The sequence below is a fragment of the Streptomyces cylindrosporus genome (assembly GCF_022698165.1).
In the GTDB taxonomy this organism is placed as follows: Bacteria; Actinomycetota; Actinomycetes; order Streptomycetales; family Streptomycetaceae; genus Streptomyces; species Streptomyces cylindrosporus.
In genome coordinates this window covers 530,238-550,296 of record NZ_JALDAY010000007.1, presented here as the reverse complement: position 1 = coordinate 550,296, position 20,059 = coordinate 530,238, and the positions used below count along the sequence as shown (strand labels likewise).

Genomic DNA, 20,059 nt, shown 5'->3' with positions numbered 1-20,059 from the left:
TCATCCGACCGCCTCAACCCCCCTCACAGGAACGGCACTTACCGCCATGAGCCAGCCCGTCGTCACCACGTTCTCGGTCTACCCGGTCGCCGGCCGCGACTCCATGCTCCTCAACCTCTCCGGCGCCCACGCCCCGTACTTCACCCGCAACGTCGTCGTCATCGAGGACTCCGAGGGACGCACCGGTCTCGGCGAGGTGCCCGGCGGCGAGAAGATCACGCGGACCCTGCGCGAGGCCGAACCCCTCGTCCTCGGCGCCCGCGTCGGTGACTACAAGCGCGTCCTGCGCACCCTTCAGGCGACGTTCGCCGACCGCGACACGGGCGGCCGCGGCGCCCAGACCTTCGACCAGCGCACCACCGTGCACGCCGTCACCGCCGTCGAGTCGGCCCTCCTCGACCTGCTCGGGCAGCACCTGGAGGTCCCGGTCGCCGCCCTGCTCGGCGACGGCAGGCAGCGCGACGCCGTACGGGTCCTCGGCTACCTCTTCTTTGTCGGCGATCCGGACCGCACCGACCTGGACTACGTGCGCGAACCGGACTCGGACGTGCCGTGGTACCGCGTCCGGCGTGAGGAGGCGCTGACCCCGGAGGCGATCGTCCGCCAGGCCGAGGCCGCCCACGACCGGTACGGCTTCCGGGACTTCAAGCTCAAGGGCGGGGTCCTCGCGGGCACCGAGGAGGTCAGGGCCGTACGGGCGCTGAAGGACCGCTTCCCCGAGGCCCGCGTCACGCTCGACCCCAACGGCGCCTGGTCGCTGCGCGAGGCCGTCGAGCTGTGCCGCCCCCTCGTCGGCACCCTCGCCTACGCCGAGGACCCCTGCGGGGCCGAGGACGGCTACTCGGGCCGCGAGATCCTCGCGGAGTTCCGCCGCGCCACCGGACTGCCCACGGCCACCAACATGATCGCCACCGACTGGCGGCAGCTCACCCACGCGCTGGCCCTGCAGTCCGTCTCCATCCCCCTTGCGGACCCGCACTTCTGGACCATGCAGGGCTCCGTCCGGGTCGCCCAGCTGTGCAACTCCCTCGGCCTGACCTGGGGCTGCCACTCCAACAACCACTTCGACATCTCCCTCGCGATGATGGCGCACTGCGGTGCCGCGGCCCCGGGCGAGTACAACGCCCTCGACACGCACTGGATCTGGCAGGAGGGCGCGGAACGCCTCACCGTCGACCCGCCCCGCATCATCGGCGGCGAGGTCGCCGTGCCGGAGACGCCAGGCCTGGGCGTCCGCCTCGACCGGGACCGGCTGCTCGCGGCGCACGAGCTGTACCGGTCGAAGGCGCTGTCGGGCCGCGACGACACGACCGGCATGCGCTACCTGATCAAGGACTGGACCTTCGACGCCAAACGCCCCTGCCTCGTGCGCTGAACCGGGGGCGCCAGAGATCCGCCCAGGGGCTTTGCATGGTCATGCGTAATCGTGCATACTCTTCCTATGTCCAAGGTCCTCACCTCCCTGCCCGCCGGCGAGCGCGTCGGCATCGCCTTCTCGGGCGGCCTCGACACCTCCGTCGCGGTCGCGTGGATGCGCGACAAGGGCGCCGTCCCGTGCACCTACACCGCCGACATCGGTCAGTACGACGAACCCGACATCGCCTCGGTGCCCGGCCGTGCGAAGACCTACGGTGCCGAGGTCGCGCGTCTCGTCGACTGCCGGGCCGCGCTGGTCGAGGAGGGCCTGGCCGCGCTCACCTGCGGCGCGTTCCACATCCGTTCCGGTGGGCGGGCCTACTTCAACACCACGCCGCTAGGCCGTGCCGTCACCGGCACGCTCCTGGTGCGGGCGATGCTGGAGGACAACGTCCAGATCTGGGGCGACGGCTCGACCTTCAAGGGCAACGACATCGAGCGGTTCTACCGCTACGGCCTGCTCGCCAACCCGAACCTGCGGATCTACAAGCCGTGGCTCGACGCGGACTTCGTGACCGAGCTCGGCGGCCGCAAGGAGATGTCGGAGTGGCTGGTCGCCCACGACCTGCCCTACCGGGACAGCACCGAGAAGGCGTACTCCACGGACGCCAACATCTGGGGCGCCACCCACGAGGCCAAGACCCTGGAGCACCTGGACACCGGCATCGAGACCGTCGAACCCATCATGGGCGTACGGTTCTGGGACCCCGAGGTCGAGATCATCACCGAGGACGTGACGATCGGCTTCGACCAGGGCCGCCCGGTGACGATCAACGGCAAGGAGTTCGCCACCGCCGTAGACCTGGTGATGGAGGCCAACGCCATCGGCGGCCGGCACGGCCTGGGCATGTCCGACCAGATCGAGAACCGCATCATCGAGGCCAAGAGCCGCGGCATCTACGAGGCCCCGGGCATGGCCCTGCTGTTCGCCGCGTACGAGCGCCTGGTGAACGCGATCCACAACGAGGACACCGTCGCCCAGTACCACAACGAGGGCCGGCGTCTGGGCCGCCTGATGTACGAGGGCCGCTGGCTGGACCCGCAGGCCCTGATGATCCGCGAGTCGCTGCAGCGCTGGGTCGGCTCGGCGATCACCGGCGAGGTCACCCTGCGGCTGCGGCGCGGCGAGGACTACTCGATCCTCGACACCACCGGCCCGGCGTTCAGCTACCACCCCGACAAGCTGTCGATGGAGCGCACCGAGGACTCCGCGTTCGGCCCGGTCGACCGGATCGGCCAGCTGACCATGCGCAACCTCGACATCGCCGACTCGCGCGCCAAGCTGGAGCAGTACGTCGGCCTCGGCCTGATCGGCACCGGCAGCCCCACCATCGGCGCCTCCCAGGCCGCCGCGACCGGGCTCATCGGCACCATGCCGGAGCTGCCCGAGGGCGGCGCCGAGGCCATCGCCTCCCGCGGCGAGGTCTCCGAGGACGAGGCGCTGCTGGACCGCGCCGCGATGGAGTCCGGCACCGACTGACCCCGCACCGCCCGCACGACGAAGAGGCCGGCCCGCGCCGCAGAGCGCGGGACCGGTCTCTTCGTCGTGCGGGCGTGTGATCGGACCGGGGCAACCGGCAACACTCGCACCACACTTCACAGAAAACCCACGCATGCTCACATCAGCTTTAGAGTTCAAGAGATAGGGTCGTCGGCAGTCGAGTGGCCGAGGGAGCCCCACGCGCCATGGCGCTCGCATCCCCCCACACGGCCCTGGAGAACGTTGTGCGCGACGGCGAGATAGTGGTGATCGGCGGCGGCTACGCGGGCGTCCGCCTGGCGAAACGACTGGACGAGACGGCCCGGGTCACGCTCGTCGACCGCAAGGACGTCTTCTTCCACCGCATCGCCTCCCTGCGCGCCGGAGTGCGCCCCGACTGGTCGGTGACGCCGTTCATCCCGTACGACCGGCTCCTGCGCAACGGCCGGGTGGTGGTCGGCAAGGCCCTGCGCGTCGACACCACCGGGCGCGAGGTCGTCCTGGCGACGGGCGAACGGCTCCCGTACGACGTCGTCGTGATCGCCACCGGCGCCGACTACCCGGAACCGGCCCGTTTCACCGGCACCACCACCGACGAGGCGCTCAAGTCGTTCGCCGGGCACCAGCAGAAGATCGCCCACGCCGAGCACATCCTGGTCGTCGGCGGCGGCCCCTCCGGCGTCGAACTCAGCGCCGAGATCCGGCTGGCCCGCCCGGACGCCCGGGTCACGCTCGCGCACTCCGGGCGGTCGCTGCTCAGCTCCACGGGCGTCGAGCGGGCCGGACGCCGGGCGCAGGCCTGGCTGGAGTCCCACGACGTGGAGGTACGGCTGGACTCGTTCATGTCGCCCGGCCACGACTTCGGCACCTACCGCGACGCGCGCGGCAACACCATCGCCGCCGACCTCTCCTTCTGGGCGACCGGCACCACGCCCAACACGCTCTGGCTGCGGCTCGGCGGCCACGGCGACTGGCTCAACGGCAGCGGGCACATCAAGGTCGACCGCTCGCTGCGGGTCGAGGGCCGGCCGGACGTCTTCGCGGTCGGCGACGTCAACGACGCGACCGAGCACAAGATCACCCCGGCCGCGCTCGCCCAGGCCGACCTCGCCGCCTGGAACATCCGCGCCCACCTCAACAGCGCCGGCCGGCACCGCAAGGAACCCCGCCACTACCGCCCGGTCCAGCGCACCCCACTGATCGTGCCCTTCGGCCCGGCCGACGGCGTGACCGTGGTACCGGTACCGGGCGGCGAGAGCGCGATCCTGGGCACCCGCACGTCGGTACTGGCCAAGGCGAAGAAGCTGATGACGCCGTACATGAGACGCCAGCTGGGCTACACGGCCACGTGAGGGCGGGGCCGGGAGGTCGGTGGGCCGTCAGCAGCGGGTCGGAGAGGCGGGGGATCGGACCGGCAGCCTAGCCGTACTGACCCGCAGGGTTGTTGACGCGGCTGGTGGGTGGTTGGCCGTCGAGTGCGGTGTGGCACCGGTGGCAGTTGCAGGTGTGGAGGAAGTCCGTAAGAGCTTCGGTGCGTTCGGCGCTGCTGGGGTACGGGCGGCTGCGGTCTCCTTGCGCTCGTCGCTCAAGGCTTCGCTGCAGGCAAGCCCGGAGTGATCATCGACGGCTGTGTGGACGAAGCTGTACCCGATCACGGGGTTGCCGCCCTTGCGCGTATCGGTCGTGGCCTGACGGTTGCCGGTGGCCCTGCTGGCCGGGCATGCCCCGATCGCCGCCGCCGTCGGGGATGTTGCCGAGCTTCTTGATGCCGACGTGGATCAGTTCGCCGGGACGCTCCCGCTCGTAGCGGCGGATGACTTGGTCCGTGGGCCGGTCCATCCAGCGCAGGCGGTTCAGCTGGTGGCGGGTCAGGACACGTGGACGGTCGAGCGGGCACGTCCAGGATCGGCCCAAACCGTGCTGGGCCGAGCTTGCGTTCGCGCCGCAGCTCGCAGATGCGTTTCTCCACGTCGGCGGGCGTGCGATGCGGTGCGGTCAGGGGCCGACTGGAGCGATCATGCAGCCCGGCGTCGCCCTCCGCTCGCCGGTGCCGGACCCACTTGTGAGCAGTGGCACGGGAGATGCCCATCTCGTCGGCGACATGGGCGACGGGCCTGCCCGCGCGGACCCGCTCCATCAAGAGGCGTCTGCCGTGGACAGTCAGCCGGGACCCGGACGCGCGCTGCGCCTTCGGGCCCTGGTCTCGCGGGGGACAGCTACGTGTCGAGGTCGGACATGTCCAGTACGAGCCGGTAGCGGACGTCGCCGTCAGCGAGGCGGTTCAGGGCGGATTCGACCTCGGTCGAGGGCAGTGTTTCGACATCTGCTGTGATCCCATGCGCGGCGCAGAACTCGAGCATCTCCACGGTCTGGCGCCGTCCTCCTGTACCGGAGGACGTGAGCTTCTTGCGTCCGGCTCCGAGTTCCACAAGCCTCGGGCCCGTCAGCAGCGGGTTGCCCAGGACGCACAGGGTGCCGTCCAGGTCGAGCATGGCGATCAGCGGTGAGAGGTCGTGCTCGGCCGGAATGACGTCGAGGATGAGGTCGAAGCGACCCCTCGCGGCCGCGACCTGGGTGGCGTCCGTGGTCACGAGCAGGCCGGATGCCCCGAGCTCACGGGCGTCGGCTTCCTTGTCTGTGCTGCGGCTGAGGACGGTGACCTCGGCGCCCAGCGCGGCGGCGAGCTTGACCGCGAGGTGCCCAAGCCCGCCGAGCCCGGCGACGGCCACCCGGCTGCCCGGGCCGACGCCGGCCGCCCGCAAGGGCTCCCAGACGCTCACGCCGGCGCACATGAGCGGTGCTGCGGCGGCCGGATCAAGTCCGTCGGGCAGGTGGAACGCGAATTTCGCGCGCAAGACGTACTCGCGGCTGTAGGCCCCCTGGGTCACGGTGCCGTCGACGCGGTCGGTGCCGCCGTAGGTGGTGGTCGGGCGGCTGTAGCAGTAGTTCTCCTGCCCGACCTGGCACATGGTGCACTCGCCGCACGAGTCGATGATCGTGCCGATGGCGACCCGCTCGCCGACGGCGAAGTCGGTGACCTCCTGGCCGACGGCGACGACGACGCCCGTCGCCTCGTGCCCGGGAACGAGGTCTTTCTCGCCGAGCATGCCGTGGATGCGGTGCAGGTCGCTGTGGCAGACGCCGCAGTAGTCGATCCGCACGGCGATGTCGTCCGGGCGCAGGTCGCGGCGCTCGATGGTGACGCGGGTCAGCGTGTTGCCGGTCGGGTCGAGGCTCTGCCAGCCGGTCGTGGTCCTCATGCTCAGTCCATCCCTCCAAAGCGGAATCCATATTCACCTTAACATGAAGGTGAATCCTTATTCCGCTTTGCGTACACTGGCGACGGTGACCTCACAGCCGATCCGACAGCCGAAGCCCCAGACCGCTCCTCGCGCTCCGCGCCGCGACGCGCTGCGCAACGACGCGATCGTCATCAACGCGGCGCGCGCCGTCTTCGCCGAGTTGGGACCACAGGCGAGCATGGAGACCATCGCAACCCGCGCCGGGCTGGGCGTCGGCACGATCTACCGGCGGTTCCCCGGCAAGGACGCCCTCCTCGACGCCATCGCGCGACTGTTGACCGAGGAGATCGACCAGGCCGCCGCTGCCGCGCTTGAGGACCCGGACCCCGGCGCCGGGCTCGAACGATTCCTCGAGTTCGTCGGAGCCTTCCACGCGGAGAAGCGCCGCTACGCGGCCGCCCTGACCGACCGCGTCGCCGACGATGACGCCGTGAGCGCACGGACAGCAGACCGGGTCCTGCGGCTCACGCAGAAGGCGGTCGACGCGGGGTACCTCACCCAAGGCGTCACGGCTGATGACATCAAAGCCCTGATCGTCGCGCTACGAGGAGTGGTGGCCGCTTCACCGGACGGCGATGATGCTCCATGGCGCCGTTTCCTCCGCATCCACCTCACAGGACTTCGGGCCGATTGACGGCACGGCCCGGACTACGGCCGCCGGAGCACGCTGTGTGACAAGGAACCCTGCTCGCAACCTCACCGGGCGCGACCACGTGCCCCGTCGCCGGAGTCCTGGTCTTTGTCAACAACGCTCGTGGGCAATACACCTAGCGGGGCATCAGGTCGGCAGGAGCGGAAGCAGGAGCCGCGGCATCGGGCCGCCAAGAGCTGAATCAGGAGCCGCGGCATCGGGCCAGCAGGGGAGTGGGGGCCGGGAGCAGTGTCCTCGGGCTGCCAGGGAGTCCGTCACTGACGCCCTGAACTACCGCGGCGCGGGTGCCGGCACCGTGATACGGCCGAGCGGCTCCTCCGGCGGGGCGCGAGGGAGTCCGGTACGTGGAGGACCGCGACCGGGGCCAGGTCGCCGGTGTGCATCCCACCGCTCGGGGAGTCCCCGGCGATCCCGTCAGCAGGGCACCGCGGGAGTCGGCGTGAGCCTCGGGTCGGTTGTCGGTGGCTCAGCGTGGCTCGCCGCGGTAAGTGCCGAAGTACCAGCGGTTGCCCTCGGGGTCGCGGGCGGCGAAGTCGCGGGAGCCGTAGTCGGTGACGTGCAGGTCGTCGGTGATGTCGGCGCCGGCGGCCTTCGCGCGGGCGTGCACGGCGTCCGGGTCGGCGGTGACGACGTACGCGCTGAAGGCACCGGGCGGCGTCGGACCGCTGCCCGGTTTCTGGTCTTCGCGCACCGAGCCGAGCATGACGCCCCCGCCCTCGGGCCAGCTGAGCTGCGCGTGCTGGACCAGGTCGTCGTCGCCGTAGACCACCGTCTCCTCGAAACCGAAGGCCTCGACGAGGAAGCGGATCAGGGCGCGGGCGTCGTGCGCGCGCAGGGTCGGCCAGACCTGCGGGGCGGGCGGCTGCCGGTCGGTGTCGGGTGTGCTGGGCATGGCGATAGGCCTCCGTCTCGCGGTGTCCGGCCCCAAGGCCGGCTGACACCATCAGGGTCGGGCCGGCGGGTGGTGCCCGGATTGGATGTTTCGGAACTCCTGCGCGAGCCAGCCGCTCGGCGTGCAGGAGGCCAGCGCGGCGAACTCGCGGTCGAGGTGCGACTGGTCCGCGTAACCGCAGTCGGCGGCCAGCCCCGCCAGATCGGGCCGCGCGGGGCGGGCGGCGAGGCGGCGGCGGGCCAGGTCGAAGCGGATGACCCGGGCGGCGGCCTTGGGCGTGAGGCCGATCTCCGCACGGAAACGGTTGCGCAGATGCCGGTCGCTGAACCCGCTCTCGGCGGCCAGCCGTTCGACCCGCAGACGCCCGCCGGAGGCGAGCAGCCGCCGCCACGCACCGGCGACCTGCGTCGGGACGGCCGCCCTCTCGTCGCGGGTCGTACGGCGCAGCAGCCAGTCGTCGACGACACGGAACCGTGCCGTCCAGTCACCGGCCGCCCGCAGCCGCTCGTGGACCTCGCGCACACCCGCGCCCAGGACCTCGTCGGCGTGGACGTCGATCCCGGCCAGCTCCCCGGCGGGCAGCCCCAGCAGGACACGGGCGCCCAGCGGGCTCAGCGCCACCTGGACGCCGGACTGCCGTCCGGGCATGTCGATCAGGGCGGGCGTCAGATGCAGGCCGCCCAGCAGGGTGAGGTAGTCGCCGGGCGCGTCGCCCGGGTTCGGGTGGGCGGTGATGGTGAGCGGCTCGTCGAGGGTGAGGATCAGCGTGAGCCACGGCGAGGGCAGCCCCCGGTGCAGGCCCGCCGGGACTCCGCGCTGGCGGTAGCCGCTGTACCAGCCGACCAGCCCGCGCAGGGGCGGCGCGGGAGCGACCCGTACGCCCTCGTCCACGATCTCGACACCCATACGGCCATTCTCCCGCCCCGCTCCGCGTCGCGCAGCGAGGTCCGCTCAGCGAGGTCCGCTCATCCCCTGAGCTCGGTGAGGAAGTCGATCAGCGCCGCGTTCACCTCGGCCGGCCGCTCCTGCTGCGTCCAGTGTCCGCACCCGGCGAGCCTGATCGGCTTGCGCCGCAGGCTGGGCATCAACTCGGGGAGTTTCTCGATGAGTTCGGGCGTGCCGGGGAAGGCGGGGACCAGGTCCCGGTCGCCGTAGACGTACAGCGCGGGCGTGCTGACGACGGCGCCCTGCCAGGGGGCGGTGAGCTCCCAGTTGCGGTCGAGGTTGCGGTACCAGTTGAGAGCCCCGGTGAAGCCGCCGGAGAAGCTCTCGGTCAGTGCGTCGAGATCGTCCTCGGTGAACCACTCGGGCAGCACCTCGGGGTCGGTCAGGTCGGCGAGCCAGCCCCGCTCGGGGTCGACCAGCGGCTGCCTGCCCTCGTCCGCGCCCGGGGCGTCGCCGGAGGCCATGTAGAAGAACTTCCGCAGCGTGGTGCGGGTGTCCCGCGCGAACTCGGCGTCGGCGACCCCGGGCAGATTGAAGTAGTTCCAGTAGAAACGGCCGTCGAACCGCTCCTCCATCACTTCCAGCGGCGGCGCCGAGCCCCGGAACGGCGGCGGCACGCTCAGCCCCGCCACCCCGAGCACGACGTCCGGCCGCAGCAGCGCCGTGTGCCAGGCGACCGGCGCACCCCAGTCGTGCCCGACGACGTACGCCTGCTCCTCGCCGAGCGCCCGGATCAGCCCGACGACATCCCCGACCAGGTGCAGGATGCTGTACGCGGCCACGTCGTCGGGACGGTCGCTGCGGCCGTAACCGCGCTGGTCGGGCGCGACCACCCGGAAGCCCGCGGTGGCCAGCGGGCCGAACTGGTGGTGCCAGGAGTGCCAGGACTCGGGAAAGCCGTGCAGCAGCACGACCAGCGGCCCCTCGCCCTCCTCGGCGATGTGCAGCCGTATCCCGTTGACGTCGATCATCCGATGCTCAACCATGTGCGAGAGCATACGGGCCAAGATCTTCCGGCAGCCGCCCGCCGGTTGGCCGACCGGCAGCTGAACGGTGACGGTCAGCCCGTCCGGCCCCGCAGCGGATTTGCGCGTGAGACGGCCAGCAGATACCAGGCGGTGGCCCCGGTGTGCCGGTACGGGTAGTAGCCGAAGCCGAACCCGGTGTCGAGCGGACTGCTCGCCGACACGACACCGGACCGCTCGGGAACCGCCCTGGAACCCAGCGTCTGCGCACCGCCGAGCAGTTCCTGGGCTCTCTCGACGGAGGCCAGCAGCCGCCGGGCGCGTGCCTCGTCACCGCGGGCCCGCCGGGTGCGCAGCGCGAGCGCCAGATGGGCCGTCCCCTCGAACCACACACCGTTGCGGTCCGGCTTCGGCTGCCCGTCGGCGATCGGCGCGTCCTCGTTCGCCAGCAGGCCGGCCGAGCTGAAGGTGACACCTTCGTACGACTGCCCCGCGGGCACGGTGCTGTTGCGCCGCTCGGCCGTGTCCAGGACGGCGAGTTGTTCCGCGGCCCAGTCCAACGACCGTGCGTGGGCGGGGGAGTTGAGGGCCAGATAGGTCCAGGTCTGCGTGTCCTCGGGGACCGGCGACCTGTTGATCGTCACCCCGTCATTGGTGCCGGTGTAGAAGAAGCCCCCGGACGGCTCCCACATCTTCTTGACGAAGGCCTCGGCCCGCGCCCGCCGCTCCAGCCACACCCGGTCCCCGGTCAGCCGCGCCAGCCGCCCGAACAGGCCGAGCAGATCGGTGTTGTGCTCGGTCGAGGTGAACGGCAGCTTCTCGTCGGCGCCGTTCACCCCGAACTTGTAGCCGCCCAGAGGCTCGTCGGTACGTCCCGTGCGCTCGATCCACTCCCCGATGCGCACGGCACCGGTCAAGAAGCGCCGCTCACCGGTCCGCCCGGCGAGGGCGGCCAGCGCGATGCCGGCCCAGGCCATGTCGCCCACCGCGGTACCGGTGAAGCCGAACTGCGTCCCGACGTTCGCCGTGCCGTCCGCCCGCACGAAGCCGTCCGGCTGGGCGGAGCCGTCGTAGAAGGTGTACGGACCGACGTTGTACGCCTGCCGCAGACGCCCGTCGTCGTGGCCGGGATCGTGGGCCTGCGCGTACAGCAGCGCGTCACCGAGCACCACGGCCCGCGCCTGCCCGTCCGCCGTGCCCGACGCCAAGTGGGCAAGGACCGCAAGGGCGTTGTCGTACGTGAACGCGGTGCTGAACAGTCCGGCCTGGTCGGTGTAGCTCTGCGCCAGCCGGACCGGCCCGCACTCCGGGTAGGCGTCCATGGCGGCTGCGAGGAAGCCCGCCGCGCGGGTAGGCGCCGAGGACCGCGCCTCCGCCGCCCGGGCCGTCGCGGTCCCGGCGCCGGTGAGGACGGCGGCGCCGACGCCGACCCCGGTCCCGATGAGCGCGCGCCGGCTGACTACCGGGCCTTGGCTGCCGGTCATGTGTCTCCTCGGGAGGGGCGGGAAGCGGAGGCAGGGCGTTCTTGAGAGCGCTCTCAAGAAGGTGCGCTCATTCTGCTGCGGGGTGGGGTTCCGGTCAACGCCTGTGATGCACGGGGCAGTTGGCGCGAGGTCAGCCGGCCGGACCGGCCGCCGCGTCGAGAAGCGGACCGAGCTCGCGGGTCACCGTCGTCAGCGCGCGGGTGTCCTGTTCGGCGCGGGCGATGAGGATCGCGCCCTCCAGGCTGCTGATCATGAGCGTGGCGAGCGCCGTCGAGCGCTCCTCGGGCACGCCCATGTCGGTCAGCGCCCGGGCCACCGGACCGGTCCAGGTGGCGAAGGCGGCCGCCGCGGCTTCCCGGGTGGACGCGGTGGACTCCGCGCAGTCCACCGTGGCGGCGGCCACTGGGCAGCCGCCGGCGAATCCGGCCGCCTCGTACTCGTCGGTCCACTGGCGCACCATCTCGGCGAACAGCCCGCTCGGCGTCGGCTCGGGCAGCGCGGCCAGGAAGCGCGCGACCCGCTTGCCCGCGTACCGGCCCGCCCACCCCACTGCCTCGTTGACCAGCTGTTCCTTGCCGCCGGGGAAGTAGTGCTGGAGCGAGCCGCGCGGCGCCCCGGCGTGCGCAGCGACCTCGCGCATCCCCGTGGACGCGACCCCGTCGCGCCGGATCAGTTGGGCCGCGCTGAAGACCATGCGCTCGCGCGGCCCGTGCTCGGCCGCCGTCATCCCGGACCTCCCGTGTCGTGGACGTTCCGGAGCCCACCCTATGACCGCTGTCATAGCGGCAGCTACTATGACCACGGTCATAATCCCGAAGACCGGCGGCCCGAACTCCTCGCGGGCCGGAAACGGCGGTGCGTCGTGTACGTGGGTTTCATCGGCCTGGGTGTCATGGGTCAGCCCATGGCCCTCAATCTCGCCCGTGCGGGCACGCCCCTCGTCGTGTGGAACCGCACCCCGGAGCGCTGCGCGCCCCTGCGTGCCGCCGGAGCCGAGGTCGCGGCGAGCGCCGACGGGGTCTTCGAGCGGGCGGGGGTCGTGTTCCTGATGCTGGCCGACGAGAGCGCCATCGACGCGGTCCTGGGCCGCGGCACACCGGACTTCGCCGCGCGGGCTGCCGGACACGTCGTGGTTCACATGGGGACGACCTCGCCGGAGTACTCGGCCGCTCTGCGGGACGAGATCCGGTCCGTGGGCGGACGATATGTCGAGGCGCCGGTGTCCGGCTCCCGGATCCCGGCCGAGCAGGGGCAGTTGGTGGCGATGCTGGCGGGCGAGGAGGAGGCCGTTCGGGCGGTACGGCCGCTGCTCGCGCCCATGTGCCGGGAGGCGTTCGTCTGCGGTCCCGTGCCGGACGCCCTGCTGATGAAGCTGTCGGTGAACCTGTTCCTGATCACCCAGGTGACCGGTCTGACCGAGGCCTTCCACTTCGCCGACCGGCACGGTCTCGACCGCCGCCTCTTCCTGGACGTGCTGGACGCGGGGCCGATGGCCAGCGCCGTCTCGCGCATGAAGGCACCGAAGCTGCTGACCCGGGACTTCACCGTGCAGGCGGGCGCGGTGGACGTACTGAAGAACAACCGGCTGATCGCGGAGGCCGCCCGCCGAGCCGGACTCGCCTCGCCCCTCCTCGACATCTGCCACGCCCTCTTCGGCGAGACCGTCGCCCACGGGTACGGGCACGAGGACATGATTGCCGTACTGCACGCACTGGAGATCCGCACCCGAACGCAGACCGCGGTCGCGACGGAGGGCCGAGCATGAGCTGGACGGTCGAGAGTCCCGTGGTGCTGACCGGCACGGGCACGCGCTTCTCCGCCGGGCTCGACCTGGAGGAGCACTTCCCGTTGTTCGCCGGTGACGAGGCGGCCGTCGCGTCCTGGTTCCAGGGGTACCGGGCCACCAGCATGCGGCTGTTCACGTATCCGCGGCCGACGGTCGCGGCGGTCAACGGGCATGCCTTCGCCGGGGGGTTGATCACCGCGGCCGTGTGCGACCACCGCGTGTCGGTGCCGGAGGGCGCGCGGTACGCACCGGCGGACCGCGTCGAGCAGTACGCCTTCACCAAGCGGGCCGCCCAGGCGGCCGCCCTGCGGGACATCGCCGAACTGTCCGATCCCCTCGACAGGGAGCTGCCCGCCGGGATGACGAGCGAGCACGCCTGGCACGCGCACAGACGCCACTGGCAGGAGCTCAAGGGCAGTCCGGCGCCGTGGTGAGCGCGGCCGACGACGAGCGGCTGCCGGCCTGGGTGACCTGGCGGCAGCGGGCCTTCCCGGACGCCAACCTGCTTCTGCTGCACGGCGGTCGGCCGGCCCTCGTCGACAGCGGCTTCGTCGGCCACGCCGAGGAGACGGCCGAGTGGGCCCAAGCCCATGCCGGGCACATCGAGTTGGTCGTCAACACCCACTGGCACTCCGACCACGTCGGCGGCAACGCGCTGCTTCAGGCGGGCGGTTCGGCCATCGCGGCCGGCGCGCCCGAAGCCGCCGCCGTCGCCCGCCGCGACCCCGGCTGCTGCTCGGCGGAGCACCTCGACCAGCCGGTCGCCCCCTACACCGTCGACGAGCCCCTCCACGACGACCGCCTCCTGCGCCTCGGCGACGCCGACTGGACGGTCGTGTCGACGCCCGGGCACACCCCCGGCCACCTGGCCCTGTGGCAGCCGGAGGAACGGCTGCTCGCGGTCGGCGACGCCCTGTCCGACTACGACGTCGGCTGGGTCGACCTCGCCCTCGACGGCCCCGATGTCGCCGCCACCGCACTGGCCTCCCTGCAACGACTGGCCGACCTCGCCCCGCGCGTGCTGCTGCCCGGGCACGGCCCGCTCCCCGCCGACCCGGGCGCCGCCTTCGCCACCGCACTGCGCCGCGCCCAACGCCTCGTCGACGACCCCGACGGCGCGGTCTGGTACGGCGCCCGCCGCATCTTCGCCTACGCCCTGATGATCCGCGACGGCATCCCCGCGACCGACGCCGAGCCCTATCTCCACGCCCGTTCCTGGCTCACGGACGCGGCCGGGCTGCTGCGCCGCACCCCCGAGACGCTCGCCGCCGAACTGATCGACACCATGCTCCGCAGCGGCGCGATCGTCCTGCGCGCGGGCCGCCTGCACGCCGCCGCCGAGCACACGCCGGTCGACGCGGCGACCTTGCGCGTACCGTTCCCGCGCGCTTGGCCGAACAGCTATAGTCAACAAAGCGAGTAGGTGCTTAGTTGGCTTACGCGGTGGGGCGGAAGGCGGTGGGGGCTCGTGGCGGGCAGCGGATATCTGCGGTACGTCGCCCTGGGCGACAGTCAGACCGAGGGGCTCGGCGACGGCGACGAGGTGCGCGGGCTGCGCGGGTGGGCGGACCGGCTCGCCGAGCAGCTCGCCCGCGACAACCCCGACGTCCGGTACGCCAACCTCGCGGTGCGCGGCCGGCTCGCCGGACAGGTGCGGGCCGAGCAGCTCGCCCCCGCCCTCGCGCTGAAGCCCGACCTCGCCACGGTGGTCGCCGGGGTCAACGACGTGCTGCGGCCCCGCTTCGACCCGGACGAGGTGGCCGGACACCTGGAGGCGATGTTCGCCGCGCTCACCGCGCAGGGCGCCCGCGTCGCCACGCTCACCTTCCCCGACATCGGCCGGATCGCCCCGCCGGCCCGCCCGCTGGTGCCCCGCGTCCTCGCCCTCAACGCCCGTATCCGCGAGGCGGCCCGGCGGCACGACGTCATCGTGGCCGACTCGGAGCCGTACCCCGCGGTGACCGACCCGCGGCTGTGGAGCGCCGACCGGCTGCACGCGAGCCCCGACGGGCACGCCCGTATCGCCGCCGCGGTCGCGCACGCCCTCGCCCTCCCCGGCAGCGACGACAGCTGGACCCGGCCCCTGCCGCCCGACCCGGCGGCACTCTCGGGCCTGCGGGCCGCCCGCGCCGAACTCCGCTGGGCCGGCGCCTTCCTGGGCCCCTGGCTCGTGCGCCGGGTGCGCGGCCGTTCCTCCGGCGACGGACGCCAGGCCAAGCGGCCCGCGCTGCTCCCGGTGACCGTGCTCGCCGACGGCACGTAGTCACCGTATTGACTAGTCAACACGGTGTTAATTTGAGCGAATGGCATTGCGCAACGCGGTGATGGCCGCGCTTCTGGAGGGCGAGGCGTCCGGCTACGACCTCGCCAAGGGATTCGAGGCCTCGGTCGCCAACTTCTGGATGGCCACGCCCCAGCAGCTCTACCGCGAGTTGGAACGCATGGAGGGCGAGGGGCTCGTCTCCGCCCGGGTCGTCCAGCAGGAACGGCGGCCCAACAAACGGCTCTTCTCCCTCACCGAGGCCGGCCTGGAGGTCCTGCGCGACTACGTCCTGGAGACCCCGGCCAAGCCCCTCGCGATCCGCGACGAGCTGATGGTCAAGGTCCAGTGCCTCGACATCGGCGAGATCTCGGCCGTGCGGGCCGCCGTCGCCGAACGCGTGGAGCGGTCCGCCGCCAAGCTCGCCCGCTACGAGCGCCTTCAGGAGCGGCTGCTCGACGGGCGCACCGAGGACGAGTACTTCACCAGCGCCGAGCGCATCGGCCCGTACCTCACCCTGCTGGGCGGCCTGGCGCTGGAGCGCGGGAACCTCCGCTGGGGCGAGATGGCCCTGAAGCGGCTCGACCAGCGCGCCGCGGCTCTCGCGAAGCCGGAGGTGTGACGCCCGGCTCATCCGTCTGCCCTTGAGCGAGGAAACCGATCGGTTTACAGTGATGGAAACCGATCGGTTTACTGCGATGGGAGCACACCATGACCGCGATCAAGGACGCCGTGGTCCTCGTCACCGGCGGCAGCCGGGGCATCGGCAAGGCGCTGGTGGAGGAGCTGTACGCGCGTGGCGCGGGCAAGGTGTACGCCACCGCCCGCGACCCGCGGACGGTCACGCACCCCGACGCCGTACCGCTGGCGCTGGAGGTCACCGACCCGGACTCGGTGGCGGCCGCCGCGGCGCGGGCGCGGGACGTCACCGTGCTGATCAACAACGCCGGAGCCTCGGTCGGCGGGTCCTTCCTCGATACCCCGGTCGACGACGTGCGCCGGGAGTTCGAGATCAACTTCTACGGGCCCCTGCTGGTCGCCCGCGCCTTCGTCCCGGTCATCGAGCGCAACGGCGGCGGACACATCCTGAACGTCCACTCCGTGCTGTCCTGGCTGGGCAACGCCGGTTCCTACAGCGCCTCCAAGGCCGCCCTGTGGCAGCAGACCAACTCCCTGCGCCTGGAACTGCTCGAACGCGGCATCGACGTCACGGGTCTGCACGTCGGGTACGTCGACACCGACCTGACCGCGCGGATCGACGCGCCCAAGATCGACGCCCGTACCGTCGCCGCGCTGGCGCTGGACGGCATCGAGGCCGGTGCGCCCGAGGTGCTGGCCGACGACATCTCACGCCAGGTGAAGGCGGGACTGTCCGCCGACCTCTCGGCCCTCTACCCGCAGCTCGCGCAGTAGCCGGACGGGGTCCGGGCCTTCGCCGTCACTGATCCCGGTGGCGGCGGGCCGGTGCCGTGCCGTGGGCGGGGGTGGCGACCAGGGCCCACACCGTCTTGCCGTTGCGCCCGCGGTGCCGCACGCCCCAGGTGTGCGCCAGCTGGTCGACCAGGTGCAGGCCGCGGCCCCGCTCGTCGTCCGTGTTCTGCGCGGTCTGGAGGACGGGCTGGGCGGAGCTCTCGTCGGAGACGGCGATGAAGCAGGAGCCGTCCGCCCGTGCCGTCACCGCGATCTCGAACTCCCGCTCCAGGATGGGGCCGTGCCGGACGACGTTCGCCGCCAGCTCGGACGCCAGCAGGACGACGTCCTGCGTGATCGCGTCGTCCTTGCCGTGCCCCCAGGTGGCCAGATGCTGTCGTACCCGGTGCCGTGCGAACCCCACCGAAGCCGGATGCCGGGGCACCCGGAAAGCCTCACGTCTCAGCACAAGCGTCCTCCCCATACGCTGCCGAAGACCCTCCCCACTGCTAGAAGCGCACAGTGACAGATAAATGTCACTGCGCACACGGGGCGAGTCGAAATCGGGCCATGATCGAGACGTGGGGCCACGCCGCCGCTGTCCCCGTCGATCTCCCGGTCAGTCGCGGGGCGTCCCGCCCTCCATGGCCTGCACCAGGCGGCTCAGGGCCTTGAGTACCCACTCGCGGTCCTCGCCGAGGCCCGACAACAGGTCCACCTCGGCGGCGAGTTGGCGGGGGAAGAGCTCGTCGACGGCGTTCGCGCCCTCCGGTGTGATGGTGACCAGGGCGGCGCGGCGGTCAGCGGGGTTGGGGGTGCGGGCGATGTAGCCGCGGCGCTCCAGCTTCGCGAGCGTCTTGCTGACGCCCGCCCGGGACAGGCCCATCCGATGGGCGAGGGTGCGGGCGATGACCGGGTCGGTGGCATGCCGCAGGGGGATGAGCATGTCGACCTCGGGGGCGGTGAGCGGGGCGCCCGCGTAGAGGGGTTCGACGGCGGCGTTCAGCAGACCGGTGGCGTGCTTGAGCAGACCCACCAGCTCCATGGGGGAGGTGTCCAGGCCGGGGTTGTGCTCGGCCCACTGCGCGCGGACGTCGCCGGGGGTGGAGGTCATGCGGCTCGCCTTCTCATGCTCGGAATGCTCTTTGTTAACCAGTGAACTATCGGTTATCGTTCTGCTCATGATATCCCCGTCCCCTTCCCGCTCCACCGCATCGCACCCCACCGACGCGGACACCGTCCCCGGCGGCCCGCCTCGTCCCGCCGTCGCCCTGATCGCCGTCCTCGGTGCCCTCACGGCCGTGGCCCCGCTCGCCACCGACATGTACGTGCCCGGCTTCCCCGCGATGGGAGAGGCGCTCGGCGCGAGCAGTTCGGCCGTGCAGCTGACGATGACCGCGTTCCTGGCCGGACTCGTCGTGGGACAGCTGCTGATCGGGCCGCTCAGCGACGGGCTCGGGCGGCGCAGGCTGCTCATCGGCGGGGTCACCGGTTTCGCCGTCTTCTCCCTGGCCTGCGCGTTCGCCCCGAACATCGGCCTGCTGACCGGCGCGCGCTTCCTGCAGGGCGTCGCCGGCGCGGCGGGCATGGTGCTGGCCCGGGCGGTGCTCACCGACCGCTTCCACGGCCCCCGACTCCCGCGCTACTTCGCGGTGTTGTCCCAGGTCATGGGTGTGGCGCCGATCGCCGCGCCGGTGCTCGGCGGTGCGATCCTGTCCGTGTCGACCTGGCGCGCGGTGTTCGCCGTACTGACCGTGCTGGGCGTCCTGCTCCTGCCGGCCGTGGTGCGGGCGGTCCCGGAGTCCCTGCCGCCGGAGCGGCGCCACGGCGGCGGTGTCGCGGGCACCTTCCGGGCCATGGGCGGACTGCTCGCCCGCCGCGCCTTCATGGGGTACGTCCTCGCGCTCGCCCTCGCCGCGGCGGCGCTGTTCACCTACATCAGCGGTTCCAGCTTCGTCTTCGAGAACCTGCACGGCGTGTCGTCGACGACGTACTCCCTCATCTTCGCCACCAACGCCGTCGGCATGCTCATCGCCGGTGCGACCTTCTCGCGGCTGGTGGGGCGAGGGACGCGGCTGAACACCCTGCTCACCGCCGGGATCGCGCTCGCCGGGCTCGGCGCGCTGGCCCAGGTGCTGCTCGTGCTCACCGTCGGCGAGACCCTCGCCGGCACCTGGGCCACCCTCTTCGTGACCGTCGGCGCCATCGGCCTGGTCTTCCCGGCGGCCATGAGTATCGGCCAGACCCTCGGCCGGTCCGCCCCCGGCGCCGCCTCGGCGCTGCTCGGCGGCTTCCAGTTCCTCCTCGGTGCGCTGGCCTCGCCGTTGGTCGGTCTGTTCGGCGAGGCCAGTTCACTGCCGATGGCGCTGATCATGCTGATCGCCGTGGCGGCGGCGGGAGTTGCCCTGGTCGCGCTGGCCCGACCCTGGCGCGGGGAGGGCGAGCCGGGCAACGGTCACGCGGGCTGACGGTGGCGGTCGGCCGGACCTACTTCAGGTGCCGGTCGTAGAACCGGCCCGCGTCCTCCGCCTCGAAGGCCGGGGTGCCGAGGTGTCCGCCCAGATTGGCGTGCAGGGTCTTCTCCTTGCTGCCGAAGGCGTCGAACAGGTCCAGGGCCCGTTGCCGGGGGTTGCCCTCGTCGTCCCACTGCAGCAGGAACAGCAGCGGAACGGTGACCTGGCGGGCCTCCTCGCGCTGGGCGCGGGGCACGTAACCCCCGGCGAAGAAGCCGGCGGCCACGATGCGCGGCTCGGTCACCGCGAGCCGGATGCCGAGGGCGGTCCAGCCGCCCGCGTACCCGACCGGACCGCCGACCTCGGGCAGTTCGAGGAGGGCGTCCAGCGTGGTCCGCCATTCCGGGGCCGCGTTCTCGACGAGCGGGCCGATGAAGGACTCGAAGATCTCGTCGACCGGCTCACCCGCCCGCATCGCCCGCCGCAGCTCGGCCCGGGCCTGCTCGGCGGCGGCGGAACGGGGCCGCTCCCCGCACCCGGCCGCGTCGATGCTGGCCACCGCGTAACCACGCGCCGCGGCGTGCCGGCCCCGGGCCACGAGGCGGGGGTCCGCCTTGGGCAGGCCGTTGTTGTGGGGCATCAGAAGGAGCGGGGCAGGTGCGGAACCAGGGGTCGTCCACAAGGTGCCGGGGATCTCGCCGAGGGTGAACTCGCGCTCGAGGACGCCGTCTTCGAGGTGCTGTTCGGAAGTGAATCGCATGGTCGTGCCTTTCGGGAGTGCGCTGCGAACGGCGCTCCCGGACGACCTATCGCCCGACCGCGACCCCGGAGGGGAGCACCCATGTCGATACTGTGTTCACGGGTACCACCTCCTCGTTCTCCGGCACGGCCACCGGAAAGCTAGCAGTGGCCGCCGAGGTCCGCCAACGGGTTTTCGCTCAGGCGCCGGTCCGGGGGCCGGTTTACCGGGACCGGGACGGGCTACGCGGCTGGCAGGCAGCTGCAGATCGCCGC

The 20,059-nt window shown here is 72.0% G+C and carries 20 protein-coding genes and 1 pseudogene; 11 read left to right on the top strand and 10 right to left on the bottom strand.

Annotated elements, in window-relative coordinates; translation table 11 throughout:
- Positions 1–46: 46 nt before the first annotated feature.
- The 3 genes from MQP27_RS25260 (at position 47) to MQP27_RS25250 (ending at position 4,248) form a co-directional block, all read left to right on the top strand.
- The gene (locus MQP27_RS25260) at positions 47–1,375 is read left to right on the top strand and encodes an enolase C-terminal domain-like protein (protein ID WP_242767711.1); all 1,329 of its coding nucleotides are present in this window, start codon (positions 47–49) and stop codon (positions 1,373–1,375) included.
- Positions 1,376–1,441: 66 nt separating this feature from the next.
- The gene (argG, locus tag MQP27_RS25255) at positions 1,442–2,896 is read left to right on the top strand and encodes an argininosuccinate synthase (RefSeq protein ID WP_242767709.1); all 1,455 of its coding nucleotides are present in this window, start codon (positions 1,442–1,444) and stop codon (positions 2,894–2,896) included.
- Positions 2,897–3,141: 245 nt separating this feature from the next.
- Complete coding sequence (locus MQP27_RS25250; protein ID WP_242767828.1) at positions 3,142–4,248, top strand: NAD(P)/FAD-dependent oxidoreductase; 1,107 nt, start codon at positions 3,142–3,144, stop codon at positions 4,246–4,248.
- A gap of 67 nt (positions 4,249–4,315) precedes the next feature.
- Here the strand turns inward: MQP27_RS25250 and MQP27_RS25245 are convergent.
- Positions 4,316–5,033: pseudogene (locus tag MQP27_RS25245) on the bottom strand (helix-turn-helix domain-containing protein).
- 79 nt (positions 5,034–5,112) lie between these two features.
- Positions 5,113–6,156 (bottom strand): NAD(P)-dependent alcohol dehydrogenase, encoded by a 1,044-nt coding sequence (locus MQP27_RS25240; RefSeq protein ID WP_242767708.1) that lies wholly within the window; start codon positions 6,154–6,156, stop codon positions 5,113–5,115.
- Between the two features lie 43 nt (positions 6,157–6,199).
- Between MQP27_RS25240 and MQP27_RS25235 the strand changes: the two genes are divergently transcribed.
- Positions 6,200–6,832 (top strand): TetR/AcrR family transcriptional regulator, encoded by a 633-nt coding sequence (locus MQP27_RS25235; RefSeq protein ID WP_242767707.1) that lies wholly within the window; start codon positions 6,200–6,202, stop codon positions 6,830–6,832.
- A 484-nt stretch (positions 6,833–7,316) separates the two neighbouring features.
- Here the strand turns inward: MQP27_RS25235 and MQP27_RS25230 are convergent, their stop codons facing one another.
- The 5 genes from MQP27_RS25230 to MQP27_RS25210 all read right to left on the bottom strand — a co-directional run bounded on the left by MQP27_RS25230 (position 7,317) and on the right by MQP27_RS25210 (position 11,863).
- Positions 7,317–7,742, bottom strand: coding sequence for a VOC family protein (locus MQP27_RS25230; protein WP_242767706.1), 426 nt, complete (start codon positions 7,740–7,742; stop codon positions 7,317–7,319).
- Positions 7,743–7,793: 51 nt separating this feature from the next.
- Entirely contained in the window at positions 7,794–8,648 is an 855-nt protein-coding gene (locus MQP27_RS25225) for an AraC family transcriptional regulator (RefSeq protein WP_242767705.1), read from the bottom strand.
- A gap of 59 nt (positions 8,649–8,707) precedes the next feature.
- On the bottom strand, positions 8,708–9,673 hold the full coding sequence (locus MQP27_RS25220) for an alpha/beta fold hydrolase (protein WP_242767704.1): 966 nt from the start codon (positions 9,671–9,673) through the stop codon (positions 8,708–8,710).
- A 74-nt stretch (positions 9,674–9,747) separates the two neighbouring features.
- The gene (locus tag MQP27_RS25215; protein WP_242767703.1) at positions 9,748–11,136 is read right to left on the bottom strand and encodes a Tat pathway signal sequence domain protein; all 1,389 of its coding nucleotides are present in this window, start codon (positions 11,134–11,136) and stop codon (positions 9,748–9,750) included.
- A gap of 130 nt (positions 11,137–11,266) precedes the next feature.
- Positions 11,267–11,863, bottom strand: a complete 597-nt coding sequence (locus tag MQP27_RS25210; RefSeq protein WP_242767702.1) for a TetR/AcrR family transcriptional regulator — start codon at positions 11,861–11,863, stop codon at positions 11,267–11,269.
- Between the two features lie 135 nt (positions 11,864–11,998).
- Between MQP27_RS25210 and MQP27_RS25205 the strand changes: the two genes are divergently transcribed.
- The 6 genes from MQP27_RS25205 (at position 11,999) to MQP27_RS25180 (ending at position 16,595) form a co-directional block, all read left to right on the top strand.
- Positions 11,999–12,901, top strand: a complete 903-nt coding sequence (locus MQP27_RS25205; RefSeq protein WP_242767700.1) for an NAD(P)-dependent oxidoreductase — start codon at positions 11,999–12,001, stop codon at positions 12,899–12,901.
- Positions 12,898–13,356, top strand: coding sequence for an enoyl-CoA hydratase/isomerase family protein (locus MQP27_RS25200; protein ID WP_242767699.1), 459 nt, complete (start codon positions 12,898–12,900; stop codon positions 13,354–13,356). The genes MQP27_RS25205 and MQP27_RS25200 overlap by 4 nt, the downstream gene beginning before the upstream one ends.
- Positions 13,353–14,345, top strand: coding sequence for an MBL fold metallo-hydrolase (locus MQP27_RS25195; RefSeq protein WP_242767698.1), 993 nt, complete (start codon positions 13,353–13,355; stop codon positions 14,343–14,345). The genes MQP27_RS25200 and MQP27_RS25195 overlap by 4 nt, the downstream gene beginning before the upstream one ends.
- A gap of 45 nt (positions 14,346–14,390) precedes the next feature.
- Positions 14,391–15,185, top strand: a complete 795-nt coding sequence (locus MQP27_RS25190) for an SGNH/GDSL hydrolase family protein (RefSeq protein ID WP_242767697.1) — start codon at positions 14,391–14,393, stop codon at positions 15,183–15,185.
- Between the two features lie 40 nt (positions 15,186–15,225).
- The gene (locus MQP27_RS25185) at positions 15,226–15,804 is read left to right on the top strand and encodes a PadR family transcriptional regulator (RefSeq protein ID WP_242767696.1); all 579 of its coding nucleotides are present in this window, start codon (positions 15,226–15,228) and stop codon (positions 15,802–15,804) included.
- A gap of 89 nt (positions 15,805–15,893) precedes the next feature.
- Positions 15,894–16,595 (top strand): SDR family oxidoreductase, encoded by a 702-nt coding sequence (locus MQP27_RS25180; protein ID WP_242767694.1) that lies wholly within the window; start codon positions 15,894–15,896, stop codon positions 16,593–16,595.
- 25 nt (positions 16,596–16,620) lie between these two features.
- On the opposite strand, the gene MQP27_RS25175 is transcribed toward MQP27_RS25180, so the two are convergent.
- Together MQP27_RS25175 and MQP27_RS25170 are read right to left on the bottom strand one after the other, a co-directional pair.
- Positions 16,621–17,061, bottom strand: coding sequence for an ATP-binding protein (locus tag MQP27_RS25175; RefSeq protein WP_242767693.1), 441 nt, complete (start codon positions 17,059–17,061; stop codon positions 16,621–16,623).
- Positions 17,062–17,211: 150 nt separating this feature from the next.
- Positions 17,212–17,706 (bottom strand): MarR family winged helix-turn-helix transcriptional regulator, encoded by a 495-nt coding sequence (locus MQP27_RS25170; protein WP_242767692.1) that lies wholly within the window; start codon positions 17,704–17,706, stop codon positions 17,212–17,214.
- A gap of 67 nt (positions 17,707–17,773) precedes the next feature.
- On the opposite strand from MQP27_RS25170, the gene MQP27_RS25165 reads away from it, so the two are divergent.
- Positions 17,774–19,060: a multidrug effflux MFS transporter gene (locus tag MQP27_RS25165; protein ID WP_242767691.1), complete on the top strand. Its 1,287-nt coding sequence runs from the start codon at positions 17,774–17,776 to the stop codon at positions 19,058–19,060.
- A 19-nt stretch (positions 19,061–19,079) separates the two neighbouring features.
- Here the strand turns inward: MQP27_RS25165 and MQP27_RS25160 are convergent, their stop codons facing one another.
- The gene (locus tag MQP27_RS25160) at positions 19,080–19,805 is read right to left on the bottom strand and encodes a dienelactone hydrolase family protein (RefSeq protein WP_242767689.1); all 726 of its coding nucleotides are present in this window, start codon (positions 19,803–19,805) and stop codon (positions 19,080–19,082) included.
- Positions 19,806–20,059: the final 254 nt, after the last annotated feature.